This window comes from Bacillus sp. D7-8, assembly GCF_052055895.1.
Taxonomy (GTDB): Bacteria; Bacillota; Bacilli; order Bacillales; family Bacillaceae; genus Bacillus; species Bacillus velezensis.
On record NZ_CP179922.1, the window covers coordinates 1,703,704 to 1,718,661 of the forward strand.

The window sequence follows — 14,958 nt, forward strand, 5'->3', positions numbered from 1 at the left end:
GCAGCTCTATGAAAAGTGATATGAAGGCAAGCGGGTTACTCAAGCCATCTGTCAGCTATGGAAAATCATTGCGGCTTTCAGCGGATCAGCCGATGACGATTCCTGAAGTCCTGCACAAAACCGCCGCGGCAGCGGGAGATCAAAAGGGCATCACATATATACAGCCTGACGGCACCAAAGTGTACCAGACTTACAGCAGCCTGAAAAAGATCGCTCTTTCGATTGTGAAAGGGCTCCGCCAATCAGGAGTGAAGGCTCAGGATGAAGTCATATTACAGCTAAGTGACAATTCCCAGCTGATTCCTGCTTTTTGGGGCTGTGTTTTTTTAGGAGCGATCCCGGTTCCGCTTGCGGCCGCTCCGGCTTATACAGAAATGAACAGCGGGACGCAAAAACTGAAAGACGCCTGGACGCTTTTGAATCAGCCGTATGTCATCACAAGCCGTGACGTGCTGCCGGAGATGACTGAATGGGCGGAGGAGCAGGGGCTTTCCGGGTTTTGCGCTTTGGCGGCAGAAGATCTCAGTGCGCACGAAATGGATACGGACTGTCATCATCCCCGTCCCGAAGATTTGGCGATGCTGCTTTTGACCTCGGGAAGCACGGGCACGCCGAAAGCCGTGATGCTCAGCCATGAAAACATCGTCTGCATGGTCAAAGGAAATATTCAGATGCAGGGCTATACAAGTGAGGATGTCACGTTTAACTGGATGCCTTTTGACCATGTCGGCGGCATCGGAATGCTTCATCTGCGTGATGTTTATCTCGGATGTGAGGAAATCAACATACCGAGCGAATCCATTTTGATGGACCCTTTAAAATGGCTCGACCTGATTGATCATTACCGCGCTTCGGTCACGTGGGCCCCAAATTTTGCCTTTGGGCTGCTTGCTGATTTTGCAGAAGAGATTCAAACGCGGAAATGGGACTTATCTTCCATGCGTTACATGCTGAACGGCGGGGAGGCCGCGGTTGCGAAAGTCGGACGCAGAATTATGGAGCTTTTAGAGCCGCACGGTCTGCCGGCTAATGCCATCCGTCCCGCATGGGGAATGTCCGAAACGTCTTCGGGCGTTATTTTCTCAGATGAGTTTACACTGGAAAACACGAATGACGACGATCGTTTCGTCGAGATCGGTCTGCCGATCCCGGGATTTAATATGAGAATTACGGATGACCGCAATCAAGTGGTGGAAGAAGGAGAAATCGGCCGCTTCCAAGTGTCGGGTCTGACTGTAACGAGCGGATATTATGAGCGCCCGGACTTAAATGAGAGTGTCTTTACAGAAGACGGCTGGTTTGAAACGGGAGATCTCGGATTTCTGCGTGAAGGCCGCCTGACGATAACGGGGCGCACAAAAGATGCCATCATTATCAACGGTGTGAATTATTACAGCCATGCCATTGAATCAGCCGTTGAGGAATTGCCGGAAATTGAAACGTCATATACAGCGGCATGCGCCGTCCGGCCGAATCAAAGCACGACAGATGAGCTGGCGATTTTCTTTGTGACATCTGTTCCGTTGGATGAGAACCGCATGACGAAGCTTCTTCATCACATTCACCAGCACGTGACACAGAGAATCGGCGTTACCCCTGATTATCTGCTTCCGGTCGCAAAAGAAGACATTCCTAAGACGGCGATCGGGAAAATCCAGCGCACTCAGCTGAAACATTCATTTGAACAAGGGCAATTTGATTCATTACATAATAACAGACAAGAAGGCGGCAATTCAGACACGGCTTCTGCAGAGAAAGAAATTGAACGGGATTTTATCCGTTTTCTGAAAGAGGAACTTTCCATCGCGGAGGAGCTCGTTGATCCAAATACACCGTTTCAAAGTCTTGGCGTCAATTCGATCAAGATGATGAAACTCGCCAGATCAATTGAAAAAACGTATCACATCCGGCTGACGGCAAGAGAGCTGCACAAAAACCCGACGATTGGCGCTTTAGCGGCTTATACTGCTGAAAAAGCGGCAAACATGTCAGCGGAGCATCATCCCCAAAAAGCCGAACCGCCGGCAGAACGGGAGAGACGGCAAACGGCGCCAGCGCTTTCAGAAGTCCAAAAAGGGCTGTGGACATTGCAGAAAATGTCGCCTGAAACGACTGCATACCATGTCTCGCTCTGTTTCCGATTCACATCCGGAATCGACAAAGAGAAACTGAAACAGGCGTTTCAGCTCGTATTAAAGCAGCATCCGATGCTCAAAAGCGCCGTGAATGAAACAGACGGCGGGTTTTATTTCATAGAAGCGGCAGATCCTTTTGTATTCTCGGAAGAAGATATTTCTGACGTCAATGAAACACAAATATCCGCTCTGATACGGAAAAAAGTGAAAGAGCCGTTTGTCAAAGAAGGCGGACCTTTGCTGCGCGTGCAGCTGCTTTCAAAATCCGCCGAGGAACATTATCTTTTGACGGTCATTCACCACATCGTGTTTGACGGCATTTCATCCATTACATTTATTCACAGTCTGCTGGATCATTATCAGGCACTGCTGGAGGGAAAAGAAGAGTTTACGGCTGCCGCTCCCGGTATTCATCCCGATTTCGCGGCTTGGGAAAAGCGGTATTTAGCGGGTGACGAAAGCAAAGCTGCCCGCGCTTACTGGATGAAACAGCTCGAGGGCGATCTGCCTGATCTTCAGCTTCCGCCGATGCGCACGGACAGCAGTGTTCCGGAGTTTACAGAAGATACGCTGACACGCCGTCTTCCCGAACGGCTGCTGAATAATATAACGGCGTTTGCCGCATCCCGTTCGATTCATTTGTCTACCGTCATGCTGAGCTGTTACATGGTGCTTTTAAGCAAATATACGGATAAGGAAGATATTGTGACAGGCATGCCTGCAATGGTCAGACCCGAAGAACGCTTTGACGGAGTGGTCGGCCATTTCCTCAACATGCTTCCCATACGGAGCAGAGCCGGACGAAAAGAAACATTTGCTGACTTTGTTCAAAAGGTGCAGGATGCCGTTCTGGACGGACTGGATCACTCCTTTTATCCGTTTCCGAAAATGGTGCGTGATGTGCATGCGAAACCCCTGCAGAACGGTTCGCCTGTTTTCAGCAATGCCTTTTTCTATCAGAACTTTCTGCAGCATTCAAGCTATCAATCGATGCTTGATGAATACAAGGAATTCTCCTGTGAGTTTGTAAAAGACATTCATCAGGAGGGGGAATATGATCTTGTATTTGAAATGTGGGAAGAAGCATCAGGCATGGATCTTACGATTAAATACAGCACCGAATTATTCGACGAAGCGGGGGCGGCCAGACTTTTCAGCCAATTTGTACAGGCTGCTGAAGCTTTGACGGCGAATCCGGATACGCCGCTTGAGAACGTTTCTCTCATGACAAAAAGAGAGGAGCACATGATTCTTAAGACTTGGAATGAAACAAGCCGTGAATATCCGGATGCCTGCTTCCATGAATTATTCGAACGTCAGGCGGCAGAAACGCCGGACGCTTGTGCGGTCGTGTATGAACAGCAACAGCTGACGTACCGTGAGCTTGATGAAAAAAGCACGAAGCTGGCGCTCTATTTGCAGGCGCACGGTGCAGGCCCTGATGATCTCATCGGCATTTATACAGACCGTTCATTGCATATGGCTGTCGGACTTCTCGGCATTTTAAAAGCCGGGGGAGCGTATGTGCCGCTTGATCCTTCTTATCCCGCTGACAGATTGGAATATATGATCGCCGACAGCAGGATTTCAATGTGCCTGACGACAGCTGATTTAGAGCACTCTTTGAACTGGGGAGGCGTGCAGACAACTGCCATTGACCGCGATTGGTCTCATATTGAAAGTACAGCCGCGGAAAGAACGTCGCTGAAGCGGTTAGTGACACCTGACGATCTGGCGTATGTCATTTACACGTCGGGCAGCACGGGCAAACCGAAAGGCGTGATGATTCCGCACCGGGCGCTGACCAATTTCTTAATCTCGATGGCGAATGAACCGGGGCTTTCGTCCGAAGACAAACTGCTTGCCGTCACGACATATTGCTTTGACATCGCGGCACTGGAGCTTTACCTTCCTTTAATCAAAGGAGCGGAGTGCAACATCTGTAAGACAGAAGTCACAAAAGACGCACGGAAGCTGAAAGAGCTGATTCAAGAGTACAAACCGACGATCATGCAGGCGACGCCGTTTACGTGGAAAATGCTCTTTCATTCCGGATGGTCAAATGAAGAAAATGTGAAAATCCTTTGCGGCGGTGAGGCCCTTAGCGAACAATTGAAGCAGCAGTTTCTCGATACGAAAAGCGAGGCTTGGAATATGTTCGGGCCGACAGAGACGACAATCTGGTCCGCGGTGCAGCGGATAACGGAAAATGAGAGCGCGCTTACGATCGGGCGCCCGATCGCCAATACCCGTGTGTATATTATGGATTCCGGTCTCAACCCTGTTTTAGAAGGGGTGCCGGGAGAACTTTGTATTGCGGGAGACGGATTGGCAAGAGGGTATTTCAACAAGCCTGAGCTGACAGATAAAGCTTTCGTCAGCCACCGGCTCGAACTGGGATCAAAGCTTTATAAAACAGGTGATATGGCGCGTTTTCTCCCCGGCGGCCGCATTGAATACATGGGACGGATGGATACCCAAGTCAAAATCCGCGGCTACCGGATTGAACCCGGAGATATTGAGAGCAGGCTGAATGCCCATCCGGCCGTACAGGAAAGTGTAGTTGTTGTGAACAATCACTCCGGAAATGAGAAGCTTTGCGCGTTTTATATCCGGAAAAACGGAGAGCCGCTTCCGTCTGCAAAGGAATTGCGCAAGCATATGAAACAAGCGCTGCCGGCCTATATGGCGCCAGCTTCGTTTGTCCGTCTTGAAGAGCTGCCGCTTACGCCGAACGGAAAAGTGGACCGCAAGCTTCTTGCTGCCCGCGATCTGACGGAAAAGCAGCCGGACACACAAACATTTTCATCATCTCATATCCAGCAGGCGGTGCTGGCGATTTGGCAGGATGTATTGAAAAGCAAAGATATAGAGCTCGATGACCGTTTTTTTGATGCGGGGGGAGATTCGCTTCTTGCCGTGACTGTCACTGACCGGATGACGCAGGAACTGGATTGTGAATTCAGTGTAACGGAGCTGTTTGAATACGCGACGGTAAAAGACATCAGCCGGTACATCACAGAACAAAAACCGAAAGAAGCCTTTTTGGCTCCTGTACCGCAAAAGAAAGTGAATGCAGAAGACCGGGAACATCCGGCGGGAGAATTTCCCGATTATTACGAGGACAGTCTTGCGGTTATCGGTATATCCTGTGAGTTTCCGGGAGCGAAAGATCATTATGAATTTTGGAATAACATCAAAGAAGGCAAAGAAAGCATCACCTTCTTTTCAAAAGAGGAGCTCCGCCGATCCGGTATTTCTGAAGAACTGGCTGATCATCCCGGCTTCGTTCCGGCTAAATCAGTTTTAGAGGGGAAAGAAATGTTTGATCCCGGTTTCTTCGGCTTTTCACCGAAAGATGCGGAATATATGGACCCTCAGCTGAGAATGCTTTTGCTCCATTCATGGAAGGCAATCGAGGATGCGGGGTATATCTCCAAAGAAATTCCGGAAACAAGCGTGTATATGTCTGCCAGCACGAACTCTTACCGCAGCCTGCTGCCGGAGGAGACGACAGCACAGCTGGAAACGCCGGATGGCTACGTGTCATGGGTGCTTGCCCAAAGCGGTACGATTCCGACGATGATTTCTCATAAACTTGGGTTGAAAGGGCCGAGCTATTTTGTCCACGCCAACTGCTCATCTTCGTTAATCGGCCTGCATTCGGCTTTTCAAAGCCTGCAGTCCGGCGAAGCTAAGTACGCCCTTGTCGGCGGTGCGACCCTTCATACGGAATCAAGCGCCGGATATGTTCATCAGCCGGGGCTGAATTTTTCAAGCGACGGGCATATTAAAGCGTTTGACGCGGATGCTGACGGAATGATCGGCGGTGAAGGGGCCGGCGCCGTGCTCTTGAAAAAAGCGTCTGATGCCGTTAAGGACGGCGACCATATTTATGCGCTGCTGCGCGGAATCGGCGTCAATAACGACGGAGCGGATAAGGTCGGATTTTATGCGCCGAGCGTCAAAGGACAGGCTGAGGTCATTCAGAAGGTCATTGATCAGACGGGCATACATCCCGAAACGATCGCGTACGTCGAAGCTCACGGCACAGGAACAAAACTCGGCGATCCGATCGAACTTTCCGCACTTCAATCGGTGTACGGCCGATATACAGATAAAAAACAATACTGCGGCATCGGTTCAGTCAAAACAAATCTTGGGCATTTGGATACAGCGGCCGGAATGGCGGGCTGCATCAAGGTTGTCATGAGCTTATATCATCAGGAAATCGCGCCGAGCATCAATTACAAAGAGCCGAACCCGAATCTTCATTTAGAAGACTCTCCGTTTTTCGTAGCGGAAGAAAAGAAAGAGTTAACCCGTGAGAACAGAGCGCACCGCATGGCTTTAAGCTCTTTCGGTCTTGGCGGAACAAACACACACGCGATTTTTGAACAATATCCGGATGCATCTGAAGCAGCAGACGCTGCCGGTCCGTTCATCATTCCGTTGTCTGCCAGAAAAAAAGACCGTCTGAAGGAGTACGCAAAACAGCTGCTGGCTTTTCTGGAAAGAAAAACGGACACAGACCTCGCTGATCTTGCCTACACGTTCCAAGTCGGAAGGGAAGCGATGGAAGAGCGCGCGGCCTTTATCACAAGCGGCACTGCGGAGCTGAAGCGGCAGCTTGCCGATTTTATCAATGATAAGCCGGCTGTAACAGGCTGCTTCAGAGGAGAAAAACAGCAGGCGAAAGATATTGCCTGGCTTTCTGATGATGATGACAGCGCTGAACTCATTGAGAAATGGCTTGCGAAAGGAAAAGGACCGAAGCTCTGTGAAATGTGGAGTAAAGGCGTCGCCATTAATTGGCACAAGCTTTACAAAGACAAGCATCCGAAACGAATCAGCTTGCCGGTCTACCCGTTTGCAAAGGAGCCGTACTGGCCGAAAAAAGCAGAAAAGAACACATCTGCCGCACACACCGGAGTCTCAGTTTTACACCCGCTCGTGCAGCAAAATACGTCAGATTTGGCCGTTCAGCGGTTCAGCTCACGGTTTACAGGCTCAGAATTTTTCCTAAAGGATCATGTGGTCAGGGAAAAAGCGGTGCTGCCGGGAGCGGCATATTTGGAAATGTCTTATGAAGCGGTAAAACGGGCGCTTGGCGGCTTATTAAAAGACCAAGACAGAATAACGCTCCATCATACCATCTGGATGAAACCGATCGTCGTTCACGAACAAGAGCGCCAAGTCCATATTGCGCTGTTCCCTGAAGAGGACGGCATCATCTCATATGACATTTACAGCGTAAACGCTGACGGCGAAGAAGTGCTGCACAGCCAAGGACGGGCCGAGATCATAAAGGCTGAACGAGAGCCTGAGGCCGACCTTTCTGCCATACAAAACAGGTGCACAGCGGACATTCTTGATCCGGCGGCCTTTTATCGGGAGGGCCGGAGCAGGGGGATGTTCCACGGAAAAGCCTTCCAAGGCATTAAGTCCGCCTTTATCGGCGAGAAAGAAGTGCTTTCGGACATACAGCTTCCGGATTCTGTTTCTCACACGAACGGACAATTTACGCTTCATCCGAGCATCATTGATTCGGCTATTCAGACGGCGACGATCTGCATTATGCAGGAGTTTTCCGGACAAAAGCTGATTCTGCCGTTTGCGTTGGAATATCTTGAAGTCATCAAAGCATGCACGCCGACTATGCGGGCGCATGCACGTTTCAGCGATGGATATCAAACCGGTAATTCCGTGCAGAAAGCCGACATTGACCTGTTCGACGAAACAGGAGCGCTTTGCGTGAAGGTGAGAGGATTCTCTACGAGAGTGCTTGAAGGCGATGCAGAATCGGCTCAGCCGCCATCAGGATCGGAAAAGGTCTTGTTTGCACCGGTCTGGAAAGAAGCCGCCGCATCCGAGAAAGCTTCTGTCCGTGCTGATGAGCATTTGATCATACTTTGTGAAGATGCCTGCCGTATAAAAGATGAAACGGCATCCGGCCTGAAAGACGCCGAACTGCTGATTGCAGAAGGTGAGGGTGAAACAGCCGCTGAACGCTTCCAAAGCTATGCGCAGACAATCGCCGAACACATCCGGCGGATCATCAGCGAAAAAAGGCAGGGCCGCATTCTGATTCAGACCGTTATCTCAGCAGACGGCAGCCAGCAATTGTTTGCGGGGTTAACAGGTTTGTTAAAAACAGCCGAGCTGGAATACGGAAAACTTGACTGTCAGCTCATCGAAATGGAATCAATCGGCGAAATGCCGGCTGTCGCTCAAAAACTGAAAAACGACAGTCATCAGCCGCATGATAAACATATCCGTTATAAAGGAGAAAAACGGTATGTGAAGGCTTGGGAAGAAATGCATCCCGCAGGGGGCGGCATCGTCTGGAAGGACGAAGGCGTATATCTGATTACCGGAGGGGCAGGAAGCCTGGGGTTGATGGTCGCAAAAGAAATCGCAGGTCGCGTAAAACATCCGAAAATCATTCTGACGGGCCGCTCAAATCTGACAGAAGCCAAACAGCGTGAGCTTGCTATGCTTCAGCACTCAGGCGCAAATGTCGTCTACAAAAAGCTGAATGCGGCAGACCGGCGGGAAAATGAAGCGATGATCAAAGAGATTACGGCGGAATTCGGAAAGCTTAACGGAATTATTCACGCTGCGGGAGTGATACAAGACCGCTTCCTGCTGCAAAAAACGAAGGAAGAGTTCAGGGAAGTGCTTGATCCGAAAGTCATCGGAACCGCTTATTTAGATGAAGCCAGCAAAGACTGCAATCTTGACTTTTTCGTATTGTTCTCCAGTGTTTCCGGCGTTCTCGGCAATGTCGGGCAGGCTGATTATGCCGCCGGCAACGCGTTTATGGATGCATACGCCGCTTACAGGCAATCCCTTACGGAGAATGGCCTTCGGCACGGAAAAACGGTCGCCTTTAACTGGACGCTGTGGAAAGATGGCGGTATGCAGGCGGGAGACGAGACGGAGAGAATGATGAAAAAAGCTTTCGGCATGGTTCCGCTTCAAAAGGCGTCAGGCCTGGCTGCATTTTATGAAGGAATGGCTCAGGAAAAGCCGCAGCTTTTAGCAGCTGAAGGACACGCTGCAAAATTAAAACAGTCGTTCCTGTCCGTTTCTGAAACTGAAAAGCCGCAGGTGAAGAAAATAGAGCCTGTATCCGCCGTTTCGGGAGACAAATGGCACGGTGCGCTTATCAGATTGGTCAGTTCAATTTTAAAAGTCGGCCAAGACGAGATTGATATTGATACGGAACTGAGTGAATACGGTTTTGATTCCGTATCCTTTACCGTCTTTACGAATCAATTAAATGAAGCGTATCAGCTGAAACTGGCGCCGACGATCTTCTTCGAACACGGGACGATCCGCAGTTTAGCAGATTATTTGACGGATGAGGCAGAAGCCGGCCTTCCTTCTCAGCCGGAAGAAAAACACGATGCAGATAAATCTCTTCAAACGCTTCACACCGCTTTGACAGCCATGGTAAGCGGCATTTTAAAAGTTGACCGTGAGGACATTGAGACAGATACGGAATTGAGTGAATACGGTTTTGATTCCGTATCGTTTACCGTCTTTACGAATCAATTAAATGAAGCGTATCAGCTGGAGCTGGCGCCGACGATTTTCTTTGAGCACGGAACGATCAGCGGTCTCGCCGGATATTTGGCAAAAGAGCATCCGGGCCGTTTCGGCGAAAAGAAGAAAGAGTCTCCGAAAAAAGAGCAGCCAAAAGCCCAAAAACCGAAAATGCAGCGGAAAAAGCGCTTCGCAACGGTAATGAACGCTTCGGCAGCGACACAAGAGCCGCGCCGCTTTGACCCGGTTGCCATTGTCGGAATCAGCGGCCGATTCCCGGGCGCGAAGGATATAGAGGAATTTTGGCGCAATTTGAAAGAAGGAAAGGATTCGATCACAACCATTCCGAAAGAACGCTGGGATTGGCAAGCGTTTGATGGCGACCCGAATCTTGAAGGGAACAAAACGAATATCAAGTGGGGCGGCTTTATCGACGGAATAGCTGAATTTGATCCGCTGTTCTTTGGGATTTCACCGCGGGAAGCCCAATATTTAGATCCGCAGCAGCGGCTGTTATTGACTTATGCATGGCGGGCGATAGAAGATGCGGGCTGTAAGCCGGAAAGCCTTTCCGGTACAAATACGGGCGTCTTTATCGGCACCGGAAATACCGGTTATAAAGATTTGTTCACAAGGGCAGGTCTTGCGCCGGAAGGACATGCGGCGACAGGCAGCATGATTCCTTCCATAGGTCCGAACCGTTTGAGCTATTTGTTAAATCTTCACGGGCCGAGCGAGCCGATTGAAACGGCATGCTCAAGCTCGCTTGTGGCGATTCACCGGGCGGTATCCGCGATAGAAAACGGAGAATGCGACATGGCGATTGCCGGGGGAATCAACACGATTCTGACGGAAGAAGCGCATATCAGCTACAGCAAAGCAGGCATGCTCAGCAAAGACGGAAAATGCAAAACCTTCTCCAAAGATGCCAACGGGTATGTCAGAGGAGAAGGCGCGGGAATTCTGATGCTGAAGAAACTGTCAGATGCAGAACGTGACGGCAATCCGATTTACGGCGTGATCCGAGGTACGGCTGAAAACCACGGCGGCCGGGCGAATACGTTAACCTCGCCGAATCCGAAACTGCAGGCTGATTTATTGGTGAAAGCATACCGGAAAGCGGGAGTGGACCCGAGCACCGTCACGTATATTGAAGCGCACGGTACAGGAACGGAATTGGGCGACCCGATTGAAATAAACGGTCTGAAAGCGGCGTTTCACGAGCTGGCGAAAACAAATCAAGAGCCTGAAGTCTCCGGTCACCGCTGCGGCATCGGTTCGGTCAAAAGCAATATCGGCCATTTAGAGCTTGCCGCGGGAGTATCAGGCGTCATGAAAGTGCTTTTGCAAATGAAGCATAAAACGCTGGTGAAAAGCCTGCATTGCGAAACGATCAATCCGTACATTCAGCTCGATGACAGTCCTTTCTACATCGTGCGGGAAAATCAGGAATGGACGGCAGCAAAAGATAGAAACGGAAATGCCATTCCGCGCCGGGCCGGGGTCAGCTCATTTGGCATCGGCGGAGTCAACGCCCATATCGTCATTGAAGAGTATGTCCCGAAAGCAGCCGCTCAGCCTGAGCACAGCCCGGAAAATCCGGCAATCATCCTTTTGTCCGCCAAATCAAAAGAAAAACTGTTTGAACAGGCGCAGCAGCTGCAAAAAGCGATCCGTCAAACGCCGTATACAGATCAAGACTTGGCGGGCGTCGCTTATACACTGCAAACCGGAAGGGACGAAATGGAAGAGCGCTTGGCCATTCTTGCAGCGACGATGGCGGAATTGGAAACAAAGCTGGAAGCATTTACGAAAAATGAGAAAAACATCGCCGGGCTGTATACCGGCCAGTCTCACCGCAATAAAGATACGTTTGCCTTGTTCACGGCAGATGAAGATATGGACATCGTCATTGACGCCTGGATTAAAAAAGGCAAATTCGCCAAGCTGGCAGAGGTATGGGTGAAAGGCGGCGTATTTAATTGGAACCGGCTGTATGAAAAGGGTACGCCGCGTTTACTCAGTCTACCGTCTTATCCGTTCGCAAAAGACACGTATTGGGTGCCGGAGAATCCTGACAAAAATAAGGTCCATACAGAGGAACGGATGAAACGTATTCTGACGAAACAATGGGAACTGAGCCCGCTCGAACTGCGTGAACCGTGCGCACGTTCCGTTGCGATTTTGACAGGCGGGGACACGATCAATCTCGCAGAAGAGATCGCAGCGCATATGCCGAATCACCGTATCATCACCGCATCAGACCTTTCCGGTGAATATGACTGGCAGGCGTTTGACGGAGTCATCGACCTCCTCGGCGCAGCGAAAGAAGATTCTCAAGACATGGCCGGAATCAAATGGCTTCAGCAATTGATTGAGCATGGGCATAAAGAAGGGATGACACTGCTTTGTGTCACGAAAGACCTTGAGTCATTAAATAAAGAGGCCAATCAAACAACAGGAGCAAAACGGGCCGGTCTGTACAGAATGCTGGCATACGAGTACGGTCACCTGTCTTCAAGGCATCTCGACCTTGAAGGAGCGCTTTCGGATGACAAACTGGCGAAGCAGATTGCCGATGAGTTTCATGCCCGTACTGATGACGCGGAAGTTTGCCGGAGGGACGGCTTGCGCTACCGCGCCGTATTGAGCGGAGCAGAAAATATGAATATGAAAGGCGAGAGAATTGATTTTCCGGACAACCATGTGCTTCTGATCACCGGGGGTACGAGGGGGATCGGCCTTTTATGCGCACGCCATTTTGCCGAACATTACGGAGTGAAAAAACTGGTGCTTACAGGCCGTGAGACCCTTCCGCCGCGAAGTGAGTGGACGGGCGGACTGAATGGGGTGCCGGCTTCTGTAAAAGCGAAAATTGAAGCTGTTCTCGACTTGGAATCCAAAGGCGTACAAGTGAAGGTTTTGTCAGTCCCGTTAGCTGATGAAGCCGGGCTGAGACAGGAACTGAGTCAGATAAAACAGACGCTCGGACCTATCGGCGGCGTGATTCACTGCGCGGGTGTGACCGATAAAGAGACGCTCGCATTCATCAGAAAAACCGATGAAGACATACAGCGCGTGCTCGAGCCGAAAGTAGACGGGCTACAGGCGTTATACAGTGTGCTCAGCGAAGAGCCGCTGAAGTTTTTCGTCTTGTTCTCTTCCGTGTCAGCTGCGATACCGGCGCTTTCGGCAGGACAGGCCGACTATGCCATGGCCAATGCGTATATGGACTATTTTGCAAACTCATACAAAGAGCAGCTGCCGATCGTAAGCATTCAGTGGCCGAACTGGAAAGAAACCGGAATGGGCGAAGTAACGAACAAAGCTTATAAAGAGAGCGGGCTATACAGCATCACGAATGCAGAAGGATTACAGCTCCTTGACGGCATACTTCTTGAATCAGCAAGGGGCCCGGTGCTGCCGGCCGTTCTGAATCCTAAGCTGTGGAAGCCGGAGCGATTCCTGCGGCGGAGCAGGCAGGATCAGCCAATGAGTCCGGCTATGGTAAAACCGGCGGAAAAAACCGCTTATACTGCCGAGAACAACACTCAATTAACAAGGAAAACAGAAGAATGGCTGAAAGAATTATTTTCTGAAGAGCTGCGGATTGACCAGGATCAGCTTGAGACAGACGTATTATTCCAAGATTACGGAGTGGACTCCATTATCCTTGCTCAGCTTCTGCAGCGGATCAATCGGAATCTCTCGGCATCGCTTGACCCGTCCATTCTGTATGAATATCCGACGATTCAATCTTTCGCAAATTGGCTTCTCGAAGGATATACAGAAGTTTTGTCAGAACGGTTTGATTTGGCGGCGGAGCCTGTTAAGAAGAATCCGGCTGAGCCGGTAATTGAAACACAAGCCGTTAAGGTGCAAGAAGAGCCGGCCGGAAAACAGATTCACCGGGAAGATATCGCGGTCGTCGGCATGTCCTGCCGGTTTCCGGGAGCGGCTTCCTTAGAGGCGTACTGGTCGCTTTTGGCTGAAGGCCGTTCGGCTATCCGTCCTGTTCCGGCTGAACGATGGGGGTTGAAGACGCCTTATTACGCGGGAATGCTTGATGGAATTCATCAATTTGATCCGGACTTCTTTTTACTGGCTGAAGAAGATGTAAAGGCAATGGACCCTCAAGCTTTGGCCGCTCTGGAAGAATGCCTTAACCTGTGGTATCACGCGGGCTATACGCCGGATGAGATAAAGGGAGAAGCGATAGGTGTGTATCTTGGCGGACGCAGCCGTCACAGACCGGGTGAAGATAAACTGCTGGACGCGAAAAACCCGATCGTCGCGCTGGGCCAGAATTATTTGGCCGCCAATCTCTCTCAATACTTTGATATGCGCGGCCCGAGCGTTGTCCTCGATACGGCTTGTTCTTCTGCTTTAGTCGGTATGAATATGGCCGTGCAGGCTCTTGTATCAGGAGAAATAAAAGCGGCCGTCGTCGGCGGCGTGAGCCTGTTTGAATCAGAAGAAACCCATAAATTATTTGAACAGCGCGGCATATTAAGTAAAGCGCAGTCGTTCCATGTATTTGACGAACGCGCCGATGGAGTCGTGCTGGGCGAGGGTGTCGGAATGGTTCTATTAAAAACCGTGTCTCAGGCGATTGAAGACGGAGATTCTATTTATGCCGTAGTGAAGGCGGCATCCGTCAATAATGACGGAAGAACGGCAGGCCCGGCTACGCCGAGTCTGGAAGCGCAAAAATCCGTCATGAAGACGGCTCTTGAAAAAAGCGGAAAACAGCCGGAAGACATTACTCATATTGAAGCGAACGGTTCAGGCACGGTCGTGACGGATCTGTTAGAACTGAAGGCCATTCAATCCGTCTACCGTTCAAAAGACGCCGGCCCGCTCGGAATCGGTTCTGTGAAACCGAACATCGGGCACCCGCTTTGCGCGGAAGGAATTGCAAGTTTCATAAAAGTTGTTCTCATGCTGAAAGAAAAGAGCTTTATCCCGTTTTTATCAGGCGAGCATGAAAATACACATTTTGATAGAGAAAAGGCCAATATTCAGTTCAGCCGCACTCTGGCAGACTGGCCGTCACCAATACCGGCGGCAGGAATTAACTGCTTTGCCGACGGCGGAACAAACGCCCACGTCATTGTGGAAGCGTGGCAGGAAGACGAAGGGCGCCGAATCAAGCGCCATCCTTTAACACCGCCTGCATTAAATAAGCGGCTGATTTCGCCGGACAGCAAAGAAGAAACGAACGAAAAAGCTGCGGCAAACATCTGGGATACCTATGAAGTGGAGGTTTAAC

1 protein-coding gene is annotated in these 14,958 nt (G+C 50.4%); it reads left to right on the plus strand.

Annotation, left to right across the window (positions count from 1 at the left end; all coding sequences use genetic code 11):
- Window positions 1–8 precede the first annotated feature (8 nt).
- On the plus strand, window positions 9–14,957 hold the full coding sequence (locus tag ACKTRM_RS08620; protein ID WP_012117595.1) for a non-ribosomal peptide synthetase: 14,949 nt from the start codon (window positions 9–11) through the stop codon (window positions 14,955–14,957).
- The last annotated feature ends 1 nt before the right edge of the window (window position 14,958 follow it).